23 protein-coding genes are annotated in these 22,030 nt (G+C 69.2%); 19 read left to right on the forward strand and 4 right to left on the reverse strand.

The features are described from left to right. Positions 1-81: 81 nt before the first annotated feature. The gene (locus AC07YS_RS28660) at positions 82-537 is read left to right on the forward strand and encodes a hypothetical protein (protein ID WP_492700169.1); all 456 of its coding nucleotides are present in this window, start codon (positions 82-84) and stop codon (positions 535-537) included. Positions 538-635: 98 nt separating this feature from the next. Here the strand turns inward: AC07YS_RS28660 and AC07YS_RS28665 are convergent, their stop codons facing one another. The 3 genes from AC07YS_RS28665 to AC07YS_RS28675 are packed head-to-tail and all read right to left on the reverse strand — an operon-like array spanning position 636 to position 4,535. Continuing rightward, the gene (locus tag AC07YS_RS28665) at positions 636-2,153 is read right to left on the reverse strand and encodes a BCCT family transporter (RefSeq protein WP_495269722.1); all 1,518 of its coding nucleotides are present in this window, start codon (positions 2,151-2,153) and stop codon (positions 636-638) included. A gap of 40 nt (positions 2,154-2,193) precedes the next feature. Continuing rightward, on the reverse strand, positions 2,194-3,585 hold the full coding sequence (radA, locus tag AC07YS_RS28670; RefSeq protein ID WP_070063503.1) for a DNA repair protein RadA: 1,392 nt from the start codon (positions 3,583-3,585) through the stop codon (positions 2,194-2,196). A gap of 23 nt (positions 3,586-3,608) precedes the next feature. Next, positions 3,609-4,535, reverse strand: coding sequence for a LysR family transcriptional regulator (locus tag AC07YS_RS28675; RefSeq protein ID WP_495269721.1), 927 nt, complete (start codon positions 4,533-4,535; stop codon positions 3,609-3,611). A 74-nt stretch (positions 4,536-4,609) separates the two neighbouring features. Here AC07YS_RS28675 and AC07YS_RS28680 point away from each other — a divergent pair, with 74 nt between their 5' ends. The 18 genes from AC07YS_RS28680 (at position 4,610) to AC07YS_RS28765 (ending at position 21,076) form a co-directional block, all read left to right on the forward strand. Continuing rightward, a complete protein-coding gene (locus AC07YS_RS28680; protein ID WP_495269720.1) occupies positions 4,610-6,310 on the forward strand; it encodes an FAD-dependent oxidoreductase in 1,701 nt (566 codons plus the stop codon). Then, on the forward strand, positions 6,307-7,311 hold the full coding sequence (locus AC07YS_RS28685; RefSeq protein WP_495269719.1) for a tripartite tricarboxylate transporter substrate binding protein: 1,005 nt from the start codon (positions 6,307-6,309) through the stop codon (positions 7,309-7,311). The genes AC07YS_RS28680 and AC07YS_RS28685 overlap by 4 nt, the downstream gene beginning before the upstream one ends. Before the next feature lie 87 nt (positions 7,312-7,398). Further along, positions 7,399-7,836 carry a homoprotocatechuate degradation operon regulator HpaR gene (gene hpaR / locus AC07YS_RS28690; RefSeq protein ID WP_056583837.1) on the forward strand — a complete coding sequence of 146 codons (438 nt, stop codon included), beginning with the start codon at positions 7,399-7,401 and terminating at the stop codon, positions 7,834-7,836. Beyond that, positions 7,833-8,462: a fumarylacetoacetate hydrolase family protein gene (locus tag AC07YS_RS28695; protein WP_495269718.1), complete on the forward strand. Its 630-nt coding sequence runs from the start codon at positions 7,833-7,835 to the stop codon at positions 8,460-8,462. Before hpaR ends, AC07YS_RS28695 begins: the two co-directional genes overlap by 4 nt. Continuing rightward, a complete protein-coding gene (locus tag AC07YS_RS28700; RefSeq protein ID WP_495269717.1) occupies positions 8,459-9,229 on the forward strand; it encodes a fumarylacetoacetate hydrolase family protein in 771 nt (256 codons plus the stop codon). Before AC07YS_RS28695 ends, AC07YS_RS28700 begins: the two co-directional genes overlap by 4 nt. Before the next feature lie 44 nt (positions 9,230-9,273). Further along, positions 9,274-10,275: a Bug family tripartite tricarboxylate transporter substrate binding protein gene (locus AC07YS_RS28705; RefSeq protein WP_493195533.1), complete on the forward strand. Its 1,002-nt coding sequence runs from the start codon at positions 9,274-9,276 to the stop codon at positions 10,273-10,275. Positions 10,276-10,312: 37 nt separating this feature from the next. Next, positions 10,313-11,779 (forward strand): 5-carboxymethyl-2-hydroxymuconate semialdehyde dehydrogenase, encoded by a 1,467-nt coding sequence (gene hpaE / locus AC07YS_RS28710; protein WP_495269716.1) that lies wholly within the window; start codon positions 10,313-10,315, stop codon positions 11,777-11,779. Next, complete coding sequence (locus tag AC07YS_RS28715; protein WP_495269714.1) at positions 11,776-12,750, forward strand: Bug family tripartite tricarboxylate transporter substrate binding protein; 975 nt, start codon at positions 11,776-11,778, stop codon at positions 12,748-12,750. Before hpaE ends, AC07YS_RS28715 begins: the two co-directional genes overlap by 4 nt. Before the next feature lie 2 nt (positions 12,751-12,752). Continuing rightward, the gene (locus AC07YS_RS28720; protein WP_354345262.1) at positions 12,753-13,088 is read left to right on the forward strand and encodes an aromatic ring-opening dioxygenase subunit LigA; all 336 of its coding nucleotides are present in this window, start codon (positions 12,753-12,755) and stop codon (positions 13,086-13,088) included. Continuing rightward, a complete protein-coding gene (locus AC07YS_RS28725) occupies positions 13,085-13,912 on the forward strand; it encodes a DODA-type extradiol aromatic ring-opening family dioxygenase (RefSeq protein WP_062476853.1) in 828 nt (275 codons plus the stop codon). Before AC07YS_RS28720 ends, AC07YS_RS28725 begins: the two co-directional genes overlap by 4 nt. A gap of 13 nt (positions 13,913-13,925) precedes the next feature. Then, entirely contained in the window at positions 13,926-14,333 is a 408-nt protein-coding gene (locus tag AC07YS_RS28730; RefSeq protein ID WP_495269713.1) for a 5-carboxymethyl-2-hydroxymuconate Delta-isomerase, read from the forward strand. 17 nt (positions 14,334-14,350) lie between these two features. Further along, complete coding sequence (gene hpaH / locus AC07YS_RS28735) at positions 14,351-15,154, forward strand: 2-oxo-hept-4-ene-1,7-dioate hydratase (RefSeq protein ID WP_062476860.1); 804 nt, start codon at positions 14,351-14,353, stop codon at positions 15,152-15,154. 12 nt (positions 15,155-15,166) lie between these two features. Continuing rightward, complete coding sequence (hpaI, locus tag AC07YS_RS28740) at positions 15,167-15,988, forward strand: 4-hydroxy-2-oxoheptanedioate aldolase (protein WP_495269712.1); 822 nt, start codon at positions 15,167-15,169, stop codon at positions 15,986-15,988. Between the two features lie 21 nt (positions 15,989-16,009). Then, complete coding sequence (locus AC07YS_RS28745; RefSeq protein ID WP_159273486.1) at positions 16,010-16,477, forward strand: nuclear transport factor 2 family protein; 468 nt, start codon at positions 16,010-16,012, stop codon at positions 16,475-16,477. A 37-nt stretch (positions 16,478-16,514) separates the two neighbouring features. Beyond that, positions 16,515-18,248: a dihydroxy-acid dehydratase gene (gene ilvD, locus AC07YS_RS28750; RefSeq protein WP_495269711.1), complete on the forward strand. Its 1,734-nt coding sequence runs from the start codon at positions 16,515-16,517 to the stop codon at positions 18,246-18,248. Between the two features lie 37 nt (positions 18,249-18,285). Further along, complete coding sequence (locus tag AC07YS_RS28755; RefSeq protein WP_495269710.1) at positions 18,286-19,278, forward strand: Bug family tripartite tricarboxylate transporter substrate binding protein; 993 nt, start codon at positions 18,286-18,288, stop codon at positions 19,276-19,278. An 18-nt stretch (positions 19,279-19,296) separates the two neighbouring features. Further along, positions 19,297-20,085: a class II aldolase/adducin family protein gene (locus AC07YS_RS28760; RefSeq protein ID WP_070063516.1), complete on the forward strand. Its 789-nt coding sequence runs from the start codon at positions 19,297-19,299 to the stop codon at positions 20,083-20,085. A gap of 13 nt (positions 20,086-20,098) precedes the next feature. Next, positions 20,099-21,076: a 2-dehydropantoate 2-reductase gene (locus AC07YS_RS28765; RefSeq protein ID WP_070063517.1), complete on the forward strand. Its 978-nt coding sequence runs from the start codon at positions 20,099-20,101 to the stop codon at positions 21,074-21,076. An 18-nt stretch (positions 21,077-21,094) separates the two neighbouring features. On the opposite strand, the gene AC07YS_RS28770 is transcribed toward AC07YS_RS28765, so the two are convergent. Beyond that, positions 21,095-21,889 carry a hypothetical protein gene (locus AC07YS_RS28770; protein ID WP_307589524.1) on the reverse strand — a complete coding sequence of 265 codons (795 nt, stop codon included), beginning with the start codon at positions 21,887-21,889 and terminating at the stop codon, positions 21,095-21,097. Positions 21,890-22,030 lie beyond the last annotated feature (141 nt).

Genomic DNA, 22,030 nt, shown 5'->3' on the forward strand with positions numbered 1-22,030 from the left:
CCCGGCGAAAGGCACGCGGTGCCGGGGCGGGTGCGGGCACATTTCGCCGCACGGGCATCTGCCCGGGCCACCGAGAAACGCATGAACATCCCGCGTTCCGTCACCATCGTTCGACTCACCCTTGCCGCCGCACTCGCGGGCACCGTCCTCAGCGGTTGCTACGTGGTGCCGCTCGGACAACCCGCTCCCGTCGCGCCGTCGCAGCAAAGCTACGCCGTGGCACCTGGGCCGGTGTCACAGACCTTCAGCGCGCGGCTGTATCCGTCGAACGCCGAAGCCGCGCGCTACGGCGCCGTCGGGGGCACGGTGACCAACGACATGAACGGCCGCGGCCACTTCAGCGCACAGATCGGTGCCGAACAGTTTCAGGGAGAGGCGACCCGCGTGGCCGGCTCGCGCACCGCCGGGGTGGCAAACGCCACCGGCAGTCGCGGCGGCAACCTGAGTTGCCAGTACACGATGAACTCCGCCACCTTGGGCAGCGGCCAGTGCGTGCTCAACAACGGGCCGGCGTTCACGATGCACATCGGAAGCTAAGCAACGAATCAGAGAAGGCCAGGGAGGCCAGGGAAGGTAGGGAGGGTCTGCCCGGCGCGTCCACCACGCGCCGGGCATTTTTTTCTTCGGTTTGCCAGTTACCAGTTCACGAGCTGCCGCATCTTGCGTCGCAGCTCGCGTTCGCGTTTCTGCTCGGCGTTCCAGTCGTCGCGGATGGCCAGCGTGACCGACAGCGCCATCAGCAGGATCACGAACGCAAAGGGCAGCGCGAACACGATGGTCGCCGTCTGGATCGCCTTGATGCCGCCCGCGAACAGCAAGCTCAGCGCAATCGCCGCCACCAGCACGCCCCAGGTGATCTTCACGCGGGCCGGCGGGTTCGGGTTGCCCTGGGTGCTCATGATGCCCAGCACCAGCGTCGCGGAATCGCCCGAGGTCACGAAGAACACGAACACCAGCAGCGTCGCCACGATCGACAGCAGCCCGCCCATCGGCATGGCCTGGAACATCACGAACATGGTGGTCGACACGTCGGCCTTCACCGACTCGACCAGCGGCACGCCCTGGAAGATCTCGAAGTTGAGCGCGGCGCCGCCGAACACCGAGAACCACGCGAAGCCCACCAGCGTGGGCGCGATCACCGTGCCCAGGATGAACTGACGGATCGTGCGACCGCGCGACACGCGCGCAATGAACAGGCCCACGAACGGCGACCACGCCAGCCACCAGGCCCAGTAGAAGAGCGTCCAATCGGCCACCCACGAGCTGTTGCGGAACGGGTTCATGCGCAGGCTCATGCGCACGAACTCGGCAAGGTACGAACCCAGCGTGTTGGTGAAGGTCTCGACGATGGCGATGGTCGGCCCCACCACCAGCACCGTGAGCGCCAGCAGCGCTGCCAGCACCAGGTTGCCCATCGACAGCCACTTCACGCCGCGCTCGACGCCGGTGACCGCCGAGGTGATGAACAGCACCGTCGTCACCACGATGATCACCGCCTGCGTCCAGCGGCCAATCTCGGTGCCGAAGGCCGCGTGCAACCCGCTGTTGATCTGCGTGGCGCCCATGCCCAGCGAGGCCGCGACGCCGAAGGCCGTGGCCACCACGGCCAGCACGTTGAAGGCCGGCGACAGCCGCTGCACGAAGCGCCACGGCAGCGCCTCGGTGGCCGAGCTGACCAGCGGCAGCGCCTTGCGGCGGAAGCTGAAGAAGGCGATCGACAGGCCGACGATGCCGTAGATCGCCCAGGGGTGCAGCCCCCAGTGGAAGAAGGCGTAGCGCATGGCCACGCCGGCTGCATCGGGCGTGCCGGGGATCACACCGGGCGGCGGGTTCGCGTAGTGCGAGATCGGCTCGGCCACGCCCCAGAACACCAGGCCGATGCCCATGCCGGCCGCGAACAGCATCGCGAACCAGGCGCCGATGGAGAACTCGGGCTCGTCGTCCTCGTCGCCCAGCTTCAGGTCGCCGAAGCGGCTGAACGCCAGGAAGAAGGCCAGCACCACCAGCCCGAGCACCACCCACAGGTAGAACCAGCCGAAGTTGCGCGTGATGTCGGCGAGCGCGGTGCTGAACACGCGGTCGAGCGACGCGGGAGACACCAGCCCCCACAGCACGACCACGGCGATCAGCCCGGCGGAGACGATGAGTTGCATGGGGGGTCTCCTGGTGGGGGTGTTGTCGTGCGGGTGCGCGTCAGTCGAGCCGTCGCACCACGTCCATCGCTTCCTCGATGCGGTCGACCGGGTGGATGGTCAGGCCCTCGATCTCCTTCGTGCCCTTGCGCGGCGCGTTGGCCTTCGGCACCACGGCCACGCTGAAGCCCAGCTTGGCCGCTTCGCGCAGGCGCTCCTGGCCGCGCGGCGCGGGCCGCACCTCGCCGGCCAGGCCGACTTCGCCGAAGGCGATGAAGCCCTTGGGCAGCGGCTTGCCGCGCAGGCTGGAGGTGATGGCCAGCATCACGGCCAGGTCGGCCGCGGGCTCGCTGATGCGCACGCCGCCCACCGCGTTGACGAACACGTCCTGGTCCATGCAGGCCACGCCCGCGTGGCGGTGCAGCACGGCCAGCAGCATCGCGAGGCGGTCGCGGTCCAGGCCCACCGACAACCGGCGCGGGCTCGGCCCGCCGTTGTCGACCAGCGCCTGGATTTCCACCAGCATCGGCCGCGTGCCTTCGAGCGTGACCAGCACCACGCTGCCGGGCACCGGCTCGGCATGCTGGCTCAGGAAGATCGCGCTCGGGTTGGTCACGCCCTTCAGGCCGCGCTCGGTCATGGCGAACACGCCGATCTCGTTCACCGCGCCGAAGCGGTTCTTGATGGCGCGCACGAGGCGAAAGCTCGAGTGCGTGTCGCCTTCGAAGTACAGCACCGTGTCGACCATGTGCTCGAGCACGCGCGGGCCGGCCAGCGCGCCCTCTTTCGTGACGTGCCCCACCAGCACCACGGCCGTGCCGCTGGTCTTGGCAAAGCGCGTGAGGTGCGCCGCGCATTCGCGCACCTGCGCCACCGAGCCGGGCGCGGAGGTGAGCTGGTCGGAGTACACGGTCTGGATCGAGTCGATCACCGCGATGGCCGGGCGCGTGGCGTCGAGCGTGGCGATGATCTTTTCGAGCTGGATCTCGGCCAGCACCTGCACCTGCGAGTGGTCGAGCCCGAGCCGCTTGGAGCGCAGCGCCACCTGCGAGCCGCTTTCCTCGCCCGTGACGTACAGCGCGTTCTGCCCCGCACGCTGCAGCGCGTCGACCGCCTGCAGCAGCAGCGTCGACTTGCCGATGCCCGGGTCACCGCCGATCAGCGTGACGCCGCCCGACACGATGCCGCCGCCGAGCACGCGGTCGAGCTCGTCGAGCCCGGTGGGCGTGCGCGCGACATCGGTGGCTTCGATTTCCGAGAGCGTGGCGAGTTCGGATGCGCCCGCGAGCGACGCGAACTGCGTGCCGAAGCGGTTGTTGGCCGGTCCGTTGGCCGCGCCGGCGACCTGTTCGATGAGTGTGTTCCATGCACCGCAGCTGGGGCATTTGCCGAGCCACTTGGGGCTGGTGCCGCCGCATTCGCTGCAGACGAAAGTTGTTTTGTCCTTGGCCATGCAGCGAGTTTAGGGGGCGCAGTTCAGGCGATGGCGAATTCGCGCACCAGCAGGTCCGCGAACGCCGCCGCGGCCGGCGACAGCGATCGGCCCTGCCGCGTCACGACCGCGATGTTGCGCGCCACCGTCGGGCGCATGAGCCGCCGCGCCACCAGCCGCGTGTGGTCGGCATGCGCGAGGATCGACGCCGGCAGCAGCGCCGGGCCGAGCCCGCTGGCCGCCATCGCGAGCGCCGTGGTCAGCAGCGTCACCTCGTAGGCGATGTCCAGCCGCACACCGGCGGTTGCGGCGGCGATGTCGATGCTGCTGCGCACGCCGTACCCCGGCTTGACCGTGATCAGCGGATGGCCCGCGAGCTGCCGCCACGTGATGCGGTCGGTGCCGGGCAGGCGCAGGTCGCGGTCGGCAATCACCGCCAGGTGGTCGTGCACGAACACGCGCTGGTCCAGCCCCGGCGTGCGCGCCTGCAGCGTGCCCACGCCGAAGTCGACCTGCTCGCCGAGGACCTTCTCCACGAACTGCCCGGGCGCGCAGTCTTCGATGGCCACCTTCACGTCGGGATGCAGGTCGAGGTAGCGGCGCAGGGCCTTGGGCATCAGCGTCTGCGCGATGGTGGACGTGGCCGCGATGCGCACGCGCCCGCGCCGGCCCGCCGCCAGCTCGGCCATGCCGGTGCCCAGCGCATCGAGTTCGGCCAGCACGCGCTCGGCGTAGACGATGGCTTCGTTCGCGGCCTCGGTGCGTTGCAGCGAACGCGTGGTGCGGTCGAACAGGCGCACGCCGAGCCGCGCTTCGAGCTCGCGCAGCAGCACGCTGACGGCCGGCTGGGTCAGCGACAGCGCAGCCGCCGCACTCGACAACTGGCCGCTGTGGTACACGGCCGCGAACGCGCGCAGCTGCCGCACCGAGGGCACGCCGCGCATTGATAGTGGTTTTTTATGAATGGCCATGAAAGTTTCACTTTTTCCGCGAGCCGGTTCGGCACTGTAATGGCGCCTCACAAGAATCTGGAGACAAGCGAGCCATGACCGAGCAACTGCAAGCCCAGGTGCTGATCGTCGGCGCCGGCCCCGTGGGGCTGACGCTGGCGATCGACCTGGCGCAACGCGGCATCGACGTGCTGATGACCGAGATCCGCCATCGCGGCGAGCCACCCAACGTGAAGTGCAACCACGTCGCGGCGCGTTCGATGGAGGTGTTCCGCCGCCTGGGCGTGGCGCAGGCGCTGCGCGATGCGGGCCTGCCGGCCGACTACCCGAACGACGTGGCCTACCGCACGGCCGTGACGGGCATGGAGCTGTCGCGCATTCCGATCCCCGCGCGCCGCGACCGCTACACCGCCACCGGCGGCCCCGACACCTGGTGGCCCACGGCGGAGCCGCCGCACCGCATCAACCAGATCTTTCTCGAGCCGGTGCTGTTCGCGCATGCCGAGGGCACGCCCGGCCTGCGCATCCGCAACCGCACGCGCATCGACGACTTCGAGCAGGACGACGAGGGCGTGTGGGCCACGGGCGTGGACCTGGACGACGGCCGCACGGTGCGCATCCGCTGCCAGTACCTCGTCGGTTGCGACGGCAGCCGCTCGACGGTGCGCAAGAAGATCGGCGCCAGCCTGCACGGCACCGACGTGGTGGGCCGCGTGCAGTCGACGTACTTCCGCGCGCCCGCGCTGCTGGGCCTGCTGAAGCACCCGCCGGCCTGGGCCACCTTCGCGCTGAACCCGCGCCGCTGCGGCAACGTGTACGCCATCGACGGGCGCGAGACCTGGCTGCTGCACAACTACCTGCTGCCCGAGGAGACCGACTTCGACTCGATCGACCGCGACTGGGCGATCCGCCAGATCCTGGGCGTGGGCGACGACTTCGAGTACGAAGTGATCTCCAACGAAGACTGGGTCGGCCGCCGGCTCGTGGCCGACCGCTTCCGCGACCGCCGCGTGTTCATCTGCGGCGATGCGGCGCACCTGTGGATTCCGATGGCGGGCTATGGCATGAACGCCGGCATCGCCGACGCCATGAACCTCTCGTGGCTGCTCACGGGCCGGCTGCACGGCTGGCTGGCCGAGGGCGCGCTCGCGGCGCACGAGGCCGAGCGCCAGCCGATCACCGAGCAGGTGTCGCGGTTCGCGATGAACCACGCGCTCGCGCTCCAGCGCCAGCGCGAAGGCGTGCCCGAGGACATCGAGGCGCCCGGGCCGGAGGGCGACGCGCTGCGCGCCGCACGCGGCCAGGCGCTGTACGACCTGAACGTGCAGCAGTACTGCTGCGGTGGCCTCAACTTCGGCTACTTCTACGACGGCTCGCCGCTCATCGCCTACGACGGCGAGGCCGCGCCCGCCTACACGATGTACGAGTTCACGCCCTCGACCGTGCCGGGCTGCCGCACGCCGCACCTGTGGCTGGACGACGGGTGCTCGCTGTACGACGCGATGGCGATGCCCGGCGAGGGCTACACGCTGCTGCGCTTCGACCCCGCGATCGATGTCGCGCCGCTCGAAGCCGCCGCCGCGGCGCGCGGCCTGCCGCTGCGCACGCTCGACATCCGTGCCTCGGACGCCACCGCCGTGTACGACCGGCCGCTCGTCCTCTCGCGCCCCGACCAGCACGTGGCCTGGCGCGGGCATGCCGTGCCGGCCGACGCGCTCGCGCTGGTCGACCTGCTGCGCGGCGCCGCTGCAGTGGCCGCACCGACACCCGAAAAAGAAAGAGAGACAAGCCAATGAACCGTCGCCATGCCTTGCGCCATCTGGGCGCACTGTCCGCCGCCGCCTGCGCCGCAGGTCCCGCCCTTGTGCGGGCACAAGGCGAGAAGCCCATCACCATCGTCGTGCCCTACGCGCCCGGCGGCACGACCGACATGCTCGGGCGGCTCATCGCGCAGCAACTGGGCTCCGCGCTGGGCCGCACCGTGATCGTCGACAACCGGCCCGGCGCCGGCACCGCCATCGGCGCCTCGCAGGTGGCGCGTGCAGCACCCGACGGCACGACGCTGCTGGTCGCGACCAGCACCACGCTCGCCATCAACCCCTGGCTCTACAAGAAGCTCTCGTACGACCCCGCGAAAGACTTCGCGCCCGTCGGCCTCATCGGCGCGGTGCCGCTGATGGTGGTGGTGCATCCGTCGGTGCCGGCGACCACGCTGGCCGAACTGGTGGCGCTCGCCAAGTCGCGCCCCGATGCACTGAGCTACGGCTCGGCCGGCAACGGCAGCCCGCAGCACCTGGGCGCGGAGATGTTCAAGGTCGCGACCGCGGCGAACATGGTGCACGTGCCCTACAAGGGCAGCGCGCTCGCGCTGACCGACCTGCTCGGCGGCCAGCTGCAGCTCATGTTCACCGACATCGCGCCGGCCCTGCAGCACGTGCGCAGCGGCAAGCTGCGCGCGCTGGCCGTGACCTCGCGCAAGCGCCAGCCGACCTTCCCCGCCGTGCCGACGGTGGCCGAGTCGGGCGTGGCCGGTACCGCCGATTTCGAGGCGGTGGCGTGGCAGAGCGTGGTCGCGCCCGCGGGCACGCCCAAGGCCTTCATCGACCGCTGCAGCCAGGAGATCGCCCGCCTCGTCGCGCAGCCCGCGCTGCGCCAGAAGCTCGAGAACGAGGGCTTCGAGCCGGCCGCGCCCGGGGCGCACGGCGCGGGCGCGCCGGAGCAATTGGCCGCCTACATCCGCAGCGAAACCGAACGCTGGGGCCGGGTGATCCGCGCCTCGGGCACGACGATCGACTGAGCGCCAACAAGCCCGCAAGGGTTATCCCGCAGGCGTGTTTTCTCGGCATTCATTTAACATGTTAAATAATTCTGAGAGGCACAGCTTTTGAGCACCACCTTCACGCACCGCAATTTGCCGCGCCTGCTGCTGCAGGCCCGCGAAGCCGTGATGGCCCACACGCGGCCCAGCCTGCGCGAGCACGCGCTGTCCGACCAGCAATGGCGCGTGCTGCGCGTGCTCGGCGAGCACGGCGCGGTCGACACCGGCCGCGTCGCGCGCGAGGCCTTCATCCTCGGCCCCAGCCTCACGGGCGTGCTGGCGCGCATGGAGCGCGACAACCTCATCACCCGCGCCCGCGATCCGGCCGACCAGCGCCGCACCGTGGTCGAGGCCACGCCGCACGGCATGAAGCTCGTGAAGCGCCTGGGCACCAGCATCGAGGCGCACTACGACTGGATGGAGCAGTCGCTGGGCAAGGCCAAGCTGACGCAGCTCTACGGCCTGCTGGACGAACTGATCGCGCTGGAGCAACCCGAACCATGACCACCTCCTTTCTCCCCACCGGCACCGTGTACGGCACGCTGCTGAACTTCCGCGCCGAGGCCGCGGCGCTCGCGCCGCAGATGACCGAGGCGCCCTACAAGGCACCGCCGAAGGCGCCCGTGCTCTACGTGAAGACGGCCAACACCTGGAGCCCGCACGGCAGCACCGTCACCGTGCCCGCCGCGGTGTCCGACGTGGAAGTCGGCGCCAGCATCGGCATGGTGATCGGCGCCGAGGGCGACATCGAAGGCTTCGTGCTGCTGAACGACCTGTCGATCCCGCATGCGAGCTTTTTCCGCCCGCCGGTGAAGTTCAAGTGCGTCGACGGCTTCCTGGGCATCGGCCCGGCGCTGCGCGACGCGCAGGAGGTGGCCGACCCGGCGCAGTTCCGCGTCGAGGTGCGCATCAACGGCGAACTCAAGCAGTCGATCGACTTCTCGCAGCTCGTGCGCCCCGCGCCGCAGCTGCTGGCCGACGTGGGCGAGTTCATGACGCTGGCGCACGGCGACGTGCTGATGCTCGGCTGCGACCTGGGCCGTCCGCTGGCCCGCGCGGGCGACCGCATCGACATCTCCGCGCCGGGGTTCGAGACCCTGAGCAACACGCTGGCGAAGGAAGCAGCATGAAGCACGCACGCGTCATCTTCGAAGGCCGCGAGCACACCGGCACCGCGCACGAATTCAACGGCCAGGCCGACGCCGCCGTGCGGCTGGCCGACGGCCGCGTCGTGCCGCAGGAACAGCTCGTGTGGCTGCCGCCGCTCGCGCCCACGGCGCGCCCGCGCACCATCCTCGCGCTCGGACTGAACTACGCCGACCACGCCAAAGAGCTGGAGTTCAAGGCGCCCGAGGAACCGCTGGTGTTCGTCAAGGGCCAGAGCACGCTCATCGGCCACCGCCAGCTCACGCACCGCCCGGACGACGTGAAGTTCATGCACTACGAGTGCGAACTCGCCATCGTGGTCGGCAAGACCGCGAAGCACGTGAAGCGCGACGACGCGTACGACTTCATCGGCGGCTACACGGTGGCCAACGACTACGCGATCCGCGACTACCTCGAGAACTGGTACCGCCCCAACCTGCGCGTGAAGAACCGCGACACCTGCACGCCGCTGGGGCCGTGGTTCGTCGATGCGGCCGACGTGGCCGACCCGATGGCGCTCGCGCTGCGCACCACGGTGAACGGCACCGTCACGCAGCAGGGCAACACGCGCGACATGATCTTCGACGCGCCCTTCCTCATCGAGTACTTCAGCCGCTTCATGACGCTGTCGCCGGGCGACCTGATCCTCACCGGCACGCCCGACGGCGTGGTCGATTGCCAGCCGGGCGACGTGGTCGTGACCGAGATCGACGGCATCGGCGCGCTGGTCAACACCATCGCCGCGCGCTGACGAACCAACTGCGCCACCCCTTTCAAAAAAACGGAGACACCGCCATGACGACCGCCAGAACCCGGACCTTCCGCCTTGCTGCCGCCTTCGTGGCGGCCAGCGCCGCCACGCTGCTGCTCGCACCGGCCGCCACCGCACAGACCGCCTCGGCCTACCCGACCAAGCCCGTGCGCTGGGTCGTGGGCTACCCGGCCGGCGGCGGCACCGACTACCTCGCGCGCACGGCCGGCGCGCAGCTCTCGCAGCAGCTCGCACAGCCCGTCACGGTCGACAACCGCCCCGGCGCGGGCGCGATCATCGCGTCGGAAAACGTGGCGCGTTCGCCGGGCGACGGCTACACCGTGTTCTCGGCCGACAACGGCGTGCTGGTCTACAACCCCGCGCTCTACAAGAAGCTGCCCTACGACGCCGAGAAAGACTTCGCGCTGCTCGGCATGATGGGCCGCTCGCCGCTGATCATCACGGCCGCGCCGGGCGCGGGCTTCAGCGACGCCAAGGCGCTCATCGCGGCGCTCAAGGCCTCGCCGGGCAAGTACAGCATCGCCACGCCGGGCACCGGCAGCCCGCACCACCTGGCCTACGAGCTGTTCCAGCGCGAGGCCGGCGTGTCGCTGCTGCACATTCCCTACAAGGGCGGCGCGCCCGCGCTGCAGGACCTCATGGGCAACCAGGTGCCGCTGATGATGCTCGACCTGCCCAGCGGCATCAGTGCCGTGAAGGCCGGCAAGGTGATCCCGCTGCTGGCCATGTCCACCGAGCGCGTGCCGCAGCTGCCCCAGCTGCCCACGGCCAAGGAACTCGGCTACGCCGTCGAGGCCTACACCTGGCAGGGGCTGGTGGCACCGGCCGCCACGCCCAAGGACATCCAGGCGCGCCTGGGCGCCGACCTGCTGAAAAGCATGAACGACACCGGCGTGAAGCAGAAGCTCTACGACGCCGGCTGGGAAGCCCGCCCCACGGACGCCGCCGAGATGGCCCGCTTCGTGGACACCGAACGCAAGAAGTGGCACGCGCTGATCAAGGCGCGCGACATCAAGCTCGACTGACGACACACCGCCGCAAGGCCGCAACACCTTCACGCCCATGCAACAGATCCATCACCTCATCGACGGCAAGCCAGTCCAAGGCGCCGACTACTTCGAAACCGTCAACCCCGCCACGCAGGACGTGCTGGCCGAAGTCGCCTCGGGCGGCGAGGCCGAAGTGAACGCCGCCGTGGCTGCCGCCAAGGCCGCGTTCCCCAAGTGGGCCGGCCTGCCCGCACCGGAGCGCGCCAAGCTCATCCGCAAGCTCGGCGACCTCATCGCCAAGCACGTGCCCGAGATCGCGCAGACCGAAACCAACGACTGCGGCCAGGTGATCGCGCAGACCGGCAAGCAGCTCATTCCGCGCGCGGCCGACAACTTCTACTACTTCGCCGAGATGTGCACGCGCGTCGACGGCCACACCTACCCCACGCCCACGCACCTGAACTACACGCTGTTCCATCCGGTGGGCGTGTGCGCGCTCATCAGCCCGTGGAACGTGCCCTTCATGACCGCCACCTGGAAGGTCGCGCCCTGCCTGGCCTTCGGCAACACGGCCGTGCTGAAGATGAGCGAGCTGTCGCCGCTCACGGCCGCGCGCCTGGGCGAGCTGGCGCTCGAAGCGGGCATTCCGGCCGGCGTGCTGAACCTCGTGCATGGCTACGGCAAGGAAGCCGGCGAGCCGTTGGTGGCGCACCCCGACGTGCGCGCGATTTCGTTCACCGGCTCCACCGCCACCGGCAACCGCATCGTGAAGAGCGCGGGCCTGAAGAAGTTCAGCATGGAACTGGGCGGCAAGAGCCCCTTCGTGATCTTCGAGGACGCCGACCTCGACCGCGCGCTCGACGCAGCCGTGTTCATGATCTTCAGCAACAACGGCGAGCGCTGCACGGCCGGCTCGCGCATCCTGGTGCAGCAGTCGATCTACGCCGACTTCGCCGCGAAGTTCGCCGAGCGCGCCAAGCGCATCGTCGTGGGCGACCCGCTCGACGAGAAGACCATCGTCGGCCCGATGATTTCTCAGGCCCACCTGGCCAAGGTGCGCAGCTACATCGAGCTGGGTCCGAAGGAAGGCGCGACGCTGCTGTGCGGCGGCCTCGAGGTGCCGTCGAACCTGCCCGAGCGCGTGAAGAAGGGCAACTACGTGATGCCCACCGTCTTCGCCGACGTCGACAACCGCATGAAGATCGCGCAGGACGAGATCTTCGGCCCGGTCGCCTGCCTGATCCCGTTCAAGGACGAGGCGCACGCCATCGAGCTGGCCAACGACATCGCCTACGGCCTGAGCAGCTACGTGTGGACCGAGAACATCGGCAAGGCGCACCGCGTGGCCGCCGCCGTGGAAGCCGGCATGTGCTTCGTCAACAGCCAGAACGTGCGTGACCTGCGCCAGCCCTTCGGTGGTACCAAGGCCTCGGGCACGGGCCGCGAAGGCGGCACCTGGAGCTACGAAGTGTTCTGCGAGCCGAAGAACATCGCGGTGTCGATGGGCTCGCACCACATTCCGCACTGGGGCGTGGCGTGAACACGCAACGCCGCACGCTGCTGCAGGGCGCCGCCGCATTCGCGGCCCTGCCCTCGCTGGCGCGCGCGCAAGCAGCATGGCCGAACAAACCCGTGCGCATCGTCGTGCCCTTCACGCCCGGCGGCACCACCGACTTCGTCGCGCGCCTCGTCGGCCTCGAACTCGGTAAGGCGCTGGGCCAGCCGGTGATCGTCGAGAACAAGCCCGGTGCCGGCACGGTGATCGGCGTCGATGCGGTCGCCAAGTCGGCGCCCGACGGCCACAGCTTCGTGTGCGTGGCCAACAGCTTCACGGCCAACCCCACCCTGGTGCGCAAGCTGCCCTACGACACGCTCAAGGACCTGCGCCCGGTCGCGCTCATGGGCATGTCGGAGCACGTGCTCGCCACGCATCCGGGCAGCGGCCTGAAGACGCTGGCCGACCTGCGCAACCAGGCCAAGGCCAAGCCCGGCACGCTGAGCTTCGCCTCCTTCGGCAACGGCACCTCGGCGCATCTGTCGGGCGAGATGCTCAAGCTGCAGATGGGCCTGGACATCGTGCACGTGCCCTACAAGGGCCAGGGCCCCGCGCTGGCCGACCTGCTCGGCGGCCAGGTGACCGTGATGTTCGGCAACTGGCCCGAGTTCCGCGGCCATGTGCAGGCCGGCAAGCTGGTGGCGCTGGGCATGGCGACCGCGCAGCGCTCGCAGTACGCGCCCGCGATACCCACACTGGCGGAACAGGGCGTGGCCATCGAGTCCAATTCGTGGAACGGCCTGCTGGCCCCGGCCGGCACGCCCGACGCCATCGTGCAACGCGTGAACGCCGAAGTGAACCGCGCCCTGGCATCGCCGGCCGTGACCGAGGCGTTCCACAAGGGCGGCATCGCGTCGCTGTCGGGCACGCCCGAGCGCTTTGCCGAGTTCATCCGCAGCGAGATCGCGAAGTACGGCGACGTGATCCGCAAGGCCAACATCCAGATCGAGGGCTGACCATGAGCCTCTATGCGATGCAGAAATTCCTGTTCGCGCTGAACCGCGACGCCGAGGTGCAGCGCCGCTTCGGTGAAGGCGGCGACACGCGCGCCACGCTGCTGGCCGGCTACGACCTGAACGACGAAGAGCGCGAAGCCATCGGCACCGGCGACATCGGCAAGCTCTACGTGCTCGGGTGCAACGGCCAGCTGCTGATGCACTTCGCACCCCTGCTCGGCGTGGCATGGGCGGACTACTTGGAAGCGATGCGCGAAGGCGTGCGCAAGTACGGCCCCGTGCGCGCCGGCATCTACGCCATGACAACAGGCACAGACGAAAAGGTGGCAGGCGTATGAGTCTCGTATTCGCAGGCGTGTGCAGCCACGCCCCCGGCATCACCGGCCGCGCGCACCTGGCCGACCCGGCGGTGAAGGACGAGTTCCACGCGCAGTTCCATCGCTTCGGCGAGGCGATGCGCGCGACCAAGCCCGACGCGGTGATCGTCATCGCGGCCGAGCACTTCGCGAACTTCTTCATGAACAACATGCCGGCCTATGCGATCGGCATGGCCGACAGCTACGAGGGCCCGATCGAAGACCCGAAGTGGCTGGGCATCGAGAAGCACACCATTCCCGGCGACGCCGCGCTGTCGCAGCGCCTGATCCGCGAGGTGATGCAGACGGTGGACGTGGCCTACGCGGAAGAATGGAAGTTCGACCACGGCATCATGGTGCCGCTGAACTTCCTCACGCCGAACTTCGACACCAAGGTCATTCCCGTGAACATCAACTGCCAGGGCCCACCGCTCACGCCGCTGCACCGCGCGTGGGCCTTCGGCGAAGCCTTGCGCCGCGCCTGCGACAAGGTGCCCGAGCGCATCGCGCTGGTGGGCACGGGCGGCATCTCGCACTGGCCGGCCACGCCCGATTCTGGCAAGGTGAATGCCGAGTGGGACGCCGAGTTCATGCGCCGCTGGTGCGCCAACGACCGCGAGGCACTGCTGTCGCAGGCCGACTACGGCGACGAGGCCACCTACCGCGAAGCGGGCCAGGGCGGCTTCGAGATCCGCACCTTCCTGAGCGTGGCCGCGGCCGCGCGCGGCAAGGGCGAGATCTTCCACATGAAGGCCATCCCGATCTTCGCGGTGACCTGCACGGCCGCGACGATGTCGGTGGTTTGAACGGAGCACGACCATGCCGCACCTGGTGATCCTGTACACGCCCAACATCGAGGCCGAGACCGACATGTCGGCGCTGTGCCGCACGCTGGCCGACACCATGCTCGAGCAGCGCGACGAGGCCGGCAAGCCGGTGTTCCCCACCGGCGGCACGCGCGTGCTGGCCTACCCCGCCGCGCACTACGCGGTGGCCGACGGCCAGGCCGACTACGCCTTCGTGTACCTGAACCTGCGCATGGCCTCGGGCCGTTCCGAGGCGGTGAAGAAGAAAGCCGGCGACGAGCTGCTGGCCGCCGTGCGCGCGCATTTCGAACCCGTCTTCACGCAGCGCCACATCGGCATCACCCTGCAGATCGACGAAGCGCCGGGGCAGGTGTACGACGGCAAGCACAGCAACCTGCATCCCCTGTTCAACAAGTCATAAAGAAGAAGCGAGCCCCCATGCTCTCCACCGCCACCATCGCCCAACTGGCCGCCGAACTGCACGAGAGCGAGAAGTCGCGCGTGCAGGTCGAGCACTTCTCCAAGCGCTTTCCCGAGATGACCATCGAGGACGGCTACGCCATCTCGCGCGAATGGGTGAAGCACAAGATCGCCGAAGGCCGCATCGTCAAGGGCCACAAGATCGGCCTCACCTCGCGCGCCATGCAGCAGGCCAGCCAGATCACCGAGCCCGACTACGGCACGCTGCTGGACGACATGTTCTTCGAGCAGGGCGGCGACATTCCGTTCACCCGCTTCATCGCGCCGCGCATCGAGGTCGAGCTGGCCTTCGTGCTCGGCAAGAAGCTGCAGGGGCCGAACGTGACCATCTTCGACGTGTTGGCCGCCACCGACTACGTGGTGCCCGCCATCGAGATCATCGACGCGCGCATCGAGCAGTTCGACCGCCACACCAAGGCCATGCGCAAGGTGTTCGACACCATCGCCGACAACGCGGCCAATGCGGGCATCGTGCTCGGCGGCCGGCCGGTGAAGCCCGACGCGGTCGACCTGCGCTGGGTGAGCGCGCTGCTCTACAAGAACGGCGTGATCGAAGAATCGGGCGTGGCCGCGGCCGTGCTCAACCACCCGGCCACCGGCGTGGCCTGGCTCGCGAACAAGCTCGCGCCGTGGGACGAATGCCTCGAAGCCGGCGAGATCGTGCTGGGCGGCTCTTTCACGCGGCCCACCAACGCGGTGCCGGGCGACACCTTCCACGCGGACTACGGCCCCCTGGGCTCCATCGCTTTTCGCTTCGTCTGACGAGTTTTTTTCATGCACACCCCACTCAACACCTTCAAGCAGGCCCTGCAAGCCGGCCAAGCGCAAATCGGCCTGTGGGTCGGCCTGGGCGACGGCTACGTGGCCGAGCTGCTGGCCGGCACCGGCTACGACTGGCTGCTGGTCGACGGCGAGCACGCGCCCAACGACGTGCGCTCGGTGCTCGCGCAGCTCCAAGGCATTTCCAGCGCGTGGTCGGCGCAACCCGACGCGCAGCGCTCGCATCCCGTCGTGCGCATTCCGGTCGGCGACACCACGCTGATCAAGCAGTACCTGGACATCGGCGCGCAGACGCTGCTGGTGCCGATGGTCGACACCGCCGAGCAGGCAGCGCAACTGGTGCAGGGCATGCGCTACCCGCCCGAAGGCATCCGTGGCATGGGCAGTGCGCTGGCGCGCGCCTCGCGCTGGCAGGCCTACCCGAACTACCTGCACGAGGCCAACGCGCAGACCTGCCTGCTGGTGCAGGCCGAGACGGTCGAGGCGATGAAGAACCTCGACGCCATCGCGGCCACGCCGGGCGTGGACGGCGTGTTCATCGGCCCGGCCGACCTGTCGGCCTCGATGGGCTTCGTGGGCCAGCCCAACCACCCCGAAGTGCAGGCCGTGATCGCCGACGCCATCGCGCGCATCCGCAAGGCCGGCAAGGCGGCCGGCATCCTCTCGACCACCGAGGAGCAGGCGCGCAAGTGGCTCGCGGCCGGCGCGCTGTTCGTGGCGGTGGGCGTCGACACCATCCTGCTCGCGGCCGCCGCCAAGCAGCTGCTCGCGAAGTACAAGGCCGCGCCGGGCGCCACCGCGCCCAACGGCTACTGATCCCCTTTCAAGGAAATTTCGATGCGACGCACCACCCTCGCGGCTTTCGCCGCTGCCGCCGCCCTGCTTCTGGGCGCCTGCGCCCAGACGGGCCCGGCCTCGACCGCGCAGGCCCGGCAGGAAGCCAACCGCCAGACCGTGCTCGCCTTCTACGAAAAAGGCCTGAACCAGAAGGACGCCGACGCAGCGTTGCAGTACGTGGGCAACCGCTACGTGCAGCACAACCCGACGGCGGCCGACGGCCCCGAGGGCTTTCGCAAGTTCATCGCCTTCCTGCGCGAGAAGTTTCCGAACTCGAAGAGCGAGATCAAGCGCAGCTTCGTCGACGGCGACTACGTGATCCTGCACGTGAACGCGGTGCGCGAACCCGGCACGCGCGGCAGCGCCATCGTCGACATCTTCAAGCTCGAGAACGGCAAGATCGTCGAGCACTGGGACGTGGTGCAGCCCGTGCCCGAAACCGCCGCGAACAAGAACGGCATGTTCTGACGCCCCGCCCTTCCACGAGCCAGCCTTCGCCAGCCGCATGACCACGCCCACCGACCCCACGAAACGCTTCCGCTCCGCGACCATCCGCGAGGGCACGATCCGCGCGACCACGCGCAGCTTCCTGCACGCGCTGGGCCAGGACGACGAGGACATCGCGCGCCCGCACGTCGGCGTGTTCCACACGGGCGGCGAGATGAGCCCGTGCAACCTCAACCTGCGCGAGCAGGCGCAGCACGCCAAGACCGGCATCTACGCCGGCGGCGGCACGCCGCACGAATGCCCGGTGGTGTCGGTGAGCGACGGCCTGACGATGGCGCACTCGGGCATGCGCTTCTCGCTGATCTCGCGCGAGCTCATCGCCGACAGCGTGGAAGCCTCGACGCGCGGCCACCAGTGGGACGGCATCTTCGCCATCGGCGCCTGCGACAAGAACCTGCCGGGCCTGATGATGGGCATGGTCCGCTGCAACGTGCCCAGCGTGTTCGTGCATGGCGGCTCTGCCCTGCCGGGGCAGATGCCCGGGCCCGACGGGCGCGACCTGAACGTGGTCGACACCTACGAGACCATCGGCAAGGTGCTGGCCGGCACCGCCACGCACGACGAGCTCGACGCCATGAGCCGCGCCTGCCTGCCCACGGCCGGCGCCTGTGCGGGGCAGTTCACGGCCAACACCATGGGCATGGTGTCGGAAGCGCTGGGCCTGGCGCCCATCGGCTCGAGCATGGTGCCCGCGGTGTTCAGCGAACGCGCGCCGCTGATGCGCCGCGCCGCGAAACAGCTCATGAAGGCGGTGATGGGCGACGGCCCGCTGCCGCGCGACGTCGTGACGCGCAAGGCGCTCGAAAACGCCTGCGCCGTGGTCTCGGCCACGGGCGGATCGACCAACGCCGCGCTGCACCTGCCGGCGATCGCGCACGAGGCCGGCATCAAGTTCCACCTGGACGACGTGGCCGAGATCTTCGCGCGCACGCCGCTCATTGCCGACCTGCGCCCCGGCGGCCAGTACCTGGCGCGCGACGTGTACTACATCGGTGGCGCGGGCGTGATCCTGCGCACGCTGCTGGAGCAAGGCTTCCTGCACGGCGACGCCCTCACCTTCACCGGCCGCACGCTGGCCGAGGAAGTGGCCGACGCCGCCGCGCCCGACGGCCGCGTGGTGCGCGCAGCGGGCAACCCGATCACGCGCGACGGCGGGCTGGCGGTGCTCAAGGGCAACCTCTGCCCCGACGGCGCGCTGCTCAAGACGGCGGGCCTGAAGACGCTGGTGCACCGCGGCCCGGCGCGCGTCTTCAATTCGGAAGAGGAAGCGCAGGCCGCCGTGCAGAACCGCCGCTACGAAGCGGGCGACGTGATCGTCATCCGCAACGAAGGCCCCAAGGGCAGCCCCGGCATGCGCGAGATGCTGGGCATCACCGCGCTGCTGTACGGCCAGGGCATGGGCGACAAGGTGGCGCTGCTCACCGACGGGCGTTTTTCGGGCGCCACGCGCGGCCTGTGCATCGGCTACGCGGGGCCCGAGGCGGCCGACGGCGGGCCGATCGCGGTGCTGCGCGACGGCGACATGGTGGCCATCGATGCACGCGCCGCGGCGCGCAGCATTTCGGTCGAGCTGACAGCGGAAGAAATCGCCTCGCGGCTGGCCGGACGTGAGGTAAACGCGGGGGTGGCGCACGGTGGTTTGTTGGAAAAATACGCGCTCACCGTGCGCCCTGCCCACCAGGGCGCCGTGACCCACTCGGGCGCGGTCACCTGGCTGCGCGACGAGTCGTGATCCTGTTGACTCCTCACCATCCCGAAAAGAGACAGACATGACCTTCACCCGCCGCCACATGCTGCAGTCCACCGGCGCTTCGGCGCTGCTCGCCAGCCTCGGCCAGCAGGCCTTTGCGCAGGCTGCCGCGCTCGAGAACGCCACCATCGTCACCGGCTTCGCGGCCGGCGGCACCTCGGACACCACCTGCCGGCGCATTGCGCTGAAGCTGAGCCCCGACTACGCCAAGACCGCCGTGGTCGAGAACCGCACCGGCGCGGGCGGCCAGATCGCCGTGAGCTACGTGAAGGGCCGTCCGGCCGACGGCACCACCATCCTGCAGACGCCTACGTCGATCCTCACGATCTACCCGCACATCTACAAGAAGCTGCCCTACGACCCGATGGTCGACCTCACGCCCGTGAGCCTGGCCTGCATCTTCGACTTCGGCTTCGCGGTCGGCCCGGCCGTACCGGCCACCATCAAGACGGTGCCCGAGTTCCTCACCTGGGCCAAGACCAACCCGGCCGGCGCCAACTACGGCTCGCCGGCCGCGGGCTCCACGCCGCACTTCATCGGTGCGCTGCTGGGCAAGCAGGGCGGCGTCGAGCTCAAGCACGCGGCCTACCGCGGCACGCAGCCGGCCATGCTCGACCTGCTGGGCGGCAACATCTCGGCGGTGTCGGGCCCCATCGGCGACATCACGCAGCACCTGCAGTCGGGCAAGGTGCGCATCCTGGGCGTGTCGGGTGCCAAGCGCAGCCGCTTCGCGCCCGATGTGCCGACCTTCGGCGAGCAGGGCATCAAGAACATGGCGCACAGCGAATGGTTCGCCTTCTTCCTGCCGGCCAAGGCCTCGCCCGAGCTGGTGACGAAGCTCAACACGGCGATGAAGAACGCGCTCGCACAGAAGGACGTGATCGACGGCCTCGGCACTTTCGGCCTGGAAGCCATGTCTTCCACGCCGGCCGAGCTGGCCGATCTGCTGAAGAAGGACACCGCCAAGTGGGCGCCGATCGTGAAAGAGGTCGGCTTCACGGCTGAAGGTTGATCACATGAAGGAACTGCCATGAACACACTCGCCACCGCGCCGTCGGCGCTGGTCCATCCCTCGATCCATCCCGACGAGCGCGCCGCGCGCGAGGAGCTCGCGGCCTGCTACCGCGTGTTCGCGATGCTGGGCTGGACCGAGATGATCTACAACCACATCACGGTGCGGCTGCCCGACAGCGTGACGGGTGGCGAGAAGCAGTTCCTCATCAACCCCTTCGGCCTGCACTACAGCGAGGTGACGGCCAGCAACCTGGTGAAGATCGACCTGCAGGGCAAGGTGCTCGACGGCTCGACCTACCCGGTGAACCCGGCCGGCTTCGTGGTGCATGCGGCCATCCACGACGGCCTGCCCGGCGCGCACTGCGTGATGCACACGCACACCACGGCCGGCGTGGCCGTGGCCTGCCTGCAGGGCGGCCTGCAGCAGACCAATTTCTATACCGCCCAGCTGCACGGCATGGTGGCGTACCACGACTTCGAGGGCATCACGATCCATGCCGACGAGGGCCCGCGCCTCTTGAAGAGCATCGGCGACCGCAACGCGGTGATCCTGCGCAACCACGGCCTGCTGGCCTGGGGCCAGACGCTGCCGCAGACCTTCGCGATCCTGTGGACGCTGCAACGCGCCTGCGAGATCCAGATGGCGACCTTCTCGATGGGCGCCGCCATTCCGGTGAGCGAAGAGATCGCGCAGCGCTGCACGCGCGACGCGCTGCAGTTCAGCCCCGCGCACGGCGCCGGGCAGGACGTGTTCAATGCACTGGTGCGGCAGGTGGACCGCATCGACCCGAGCTACCGCAACTGAGGCGCCTGTTCCCATGAAGATTTGCATCTACGGCGCCGGCGCGATCGGCGGATGGATCGGCGTCGGCCTTGCACAGGCAGGCCAGCGCCTCAACGTCGTGGCGCGCGGCGCCACGCTCGACGCGCTGCAGAAGGACGGCCTTTCGCTGATGCGCGGCGACGTGCGCACGCGCGTGCCGGTGAACGCGGTGGCCGACCCCGAGGCACTGGGCGTTCAAGACCTGGTGGTGATCGCCGTGAAGGCGCCCGCGCTGGCCGGCGTGGCCGAACGCATCGGGCCGCTGATCGGACCCGACACGATCGTGCTGGTGGCCATGAACGGCGTGCCGTGGTGGTTCCTCGAAGGCGGCTTCGGCGGCGAGATCACGGGGCACCGCCTCGCGGCCGTCGACCCCGAGGGCGCCATCGCCAAGGCCATTCCGTCGCGCAACGTGATCGGCTGCGTGGTGCACGCCAGCTGCTCGCTCGACGGGCCGGGCGTGGTGCGGCACCACTTCGGCAACGGGCTGATCGTGGGCGAGCCTTCGGGCGAGGCCACGCCGCGCGTGCAGAAGCTGGTCGAACTGCTCAAGAGCACGGGCATCGACACCACGCTGTCGCCGCAGATCCAGAAGGACGTGTGGTTCAAGCTGTGGGGCAACATGACGGTGAACCCGATCAGCGCGCTCACCGGCGCCACCACCGACCTGATCATGGGCGACGACTACGTGCGCGGTTTCATCTCGGCGGTGATGCTCGAGGCCAAGGAGATCGGCCGGCGCATCGGCATCGAGATCACGCAGAGCCCCGAAGACCGGCACGCGGTGACGATGAAGCTCGGCGCGTTCAAGACCTCGATGCTGCAGGACGTGGAGGCGGGCCGCTCGGTCGAGCTCGACGCGCTCGTCACCGTGGTGCGCGAGCTGGGCGAGCTGACGGGCGTGGCCACGCCGTTCACCGATGCACTGCTGGGGCTGGCGCGGCTGCGGACGCGCCAGCTCGGGTTGTACTGAGCGACCGAAGGCGCGGACTTACCAGCGCTTCTCGGGTGCGGCAGAGATGATCTTGGTGCAGGCCTCCACGGCCTTTGCGCGTTCTTCGCGCAGCAGTTGCCAGTTGTCGGCCTGCCACCGTGCCCATGCGACCGGCTCCGACTGGTAGCGGCATTCGATCGGCGGGCGCATGAAGCCGGGGCGCCCCAGGTCGGCGCCGAACTTGAGGCGGAACAGCTCGTCCGATCCCAGCAGGTTCTCGTAGACCAGGTGCCACGGTCCCGGGAGCAGCGGGGTGTCGGCTTCCTTCGGGATCTGGCGCGCCGCCTCGATCTCCTCGGGCGTGGAGCCGTCGGTCAGGGCGGTGGCCAGTGCGGCCTCGGCGCGCTTGCGGTAGATGTCGGTGGCGACCTTGCTCAAGGCGTCGTTGAGGTCGCTGATGGCGGGATTGACGCCCAGCGGATCGTCCTTGAGCTCTTCGAGCGTGGTGCCGCCCAGGTCGTCTTTCGAGAAGCCTTGCGCGGCCACGCCGCCGGCCAGCACCGCGAACGCGACGTTCAGCGCCACCTGTCCGGCCACGTTCTGGACCGTGTTCTCGCGGCGCACCACGCGCAGGTGCTCGATGCCGGGTTTGTAGGTGCCGCGGTTGAAGCGCAGACGGGTTTGCGGGGGTGCGGCGGGTGCTGCTTCGGCGGGCGCTGAAGCTGCGGCCATGGGTTGTGGTGCGGCTGCTTCGGTCTGGGCGTATGCCGAGAAGCCGGCGATGGCCAGTGCCAGGCCGAGGGCATGCCGTGCGGCACGCGACGGCGTTCGTTTCTTCGTCGAATGGGTCATTGAACTGTTTTCCTCCGGCGCGGATTGTCTCCGGCGGGCGGCTCGGTTCTATCGACGATGTTCGGGGCGCGTGCACAGGCCACCGGGTACTTCCCTCCGCGAATGTCCCCCGGGCTTCGCCCTCCTCCTTGATTTCGCTGC

The organism is Variovorax sp. GW458-11-26-14-LB1 (assembly GCF_059423965.1).

Coding starts and splice junctions, on each gene's coding strand:
- AC07YS_RS28660 (WP_492700169.1), top strand. CDS start 82: ATGAACATCCCGCGTTCCGTCACCATCGTTCGACTCACCCTTGCCGCC.
- AC07YS_RS28665 (WP_495269722.1), bottom strand. CDS start 2,153: ATGCAACTCATCGTCTCCGCCGGGCTGATCGCCGTGGTCGTGCTGTGG.
- radA (WP_070063503.1), bottom strand. CDS start 3,585: ATGGCCAAGGACAAAACAACTTTCGTCTGCAGCGAATGCGGCGGCACC.
- AC07YS_RS28675 (WP_495269721.1), bottom strand. CDS start 4,535: ATGGCCATTCATAAAAAACCACTATCAATGCGCGGCGTGCCCTCGGTG.
- AC07YS_RS28680 (WP_495269720.1), top strand. CDS start 4,610: ATGACCGAGCAACTGCAAGCCCAGGTGCTGATCGTCGGCGCCGGCCCC.
- AC07YS_RS28685 (WP_495269719.1), top strand. CDS start 6,307: ATGAACCGTCGCCATGCCTTGCGCCATCTGGGCGCACTGTCCGCCGCC.
- AC07YS_RS28695 (WP_495269718.1), top strand. CDS start 7,833: ATGACCACCTCCTTTCTCCCCACCGGCACCGTGTACGGCACGCTGCTG.
- AC07YS_RS28700 (WP_495269717.1), top strand. CDS start 8,459: ATGAAGCACGCACGCGTCATCTTCGAAGGCCGCGAGCACACCGGCACC.
- AC07YS_RS28705 (WP_493195533.1), top strand. CDS start 9,274: ATGACGACCGCCAGAACCCGGACCTTCCGCCTTGCTGCCGCCTTCGTG.
- hpaE (WP_495269716.1), top strand. CDS start 10,313: ATGCAACAGATCCATCACCTCATCGACGGCAAGCCAGTCCAAGGCGCC.
- AC07YS_RS28720 (WP_354345262.1), top strand. CDS start 12,753: ATGAGCCTCTATGCGATGCAGAAATTCCTGTTCGCGCTGAACCGCGAC.
- AC07YS_RS28725 (WP_062476853.1), top strand. CDS start 13,085: ATGAGTCTCGTATTCGCAGGCGTGTGCAGCCACGCCCCCGGCATCACC.
- AC07YS_RS28730 (WP_495269713.1), top strand. CDS start 13,926: ATGCCGCACCTGGTGATCCTGTACACGCCCAACATCGAGGCCGAGACC.
- hpaH (WP_062476860.1), top strand. CDS start 14,351: ATGCTCTCCACCGCCACCATCGCCCAACTGGCCGCCGAACTGCACGAG.
- hpaI (WP_495269712.1), top strand. CDS start 15,167: ATGCACACCCCACTCAACACCTTCAAGCAGGCCCTGCAAGCCGGCCAA.
- AC07YS_RS28745 (WP_159273486.1), top strand. CDS start 16,010: ATGCGACGCACCACCCTCGCGGCTTTCGCCGCTGCCGCCGCCCTGCTT.
- ilvD (WP_495269711.1), top strand. CDS start 16,515: ATGACCACGCCCACCGACCCCACGAAACGCTTCCGCTCCGCGACCATC.
- AC07YS_RS28755 (WP_495269710.1), top strand. CDS start 18,286: ATGACCTTCACCCGCCGCCACATGCTGCAGTCCACCGGCGCTTCGGCG.
- AC07YS_RS28760 (WP_070063516.1), top strand. CDS start 19,297: ATGAACACACTCGCCACCGCGCCGTCGGCGCTGGTCCATCCCTCGATC.
- AC07YS_RS28765 (WP_070063517.1), top strand. CDS start 20,099: ATGAAGATTTGCATCTACGGCGCCGGCGCGATCGGCGGATGGATCGGC.
- AC07YS_RS28770 (WP_307589524.1), bottom strand. CDS start 21,889: ATGACCCATTCGACGAAGAAACGAACGCCGTCGCGTGCCGCACGGCAT.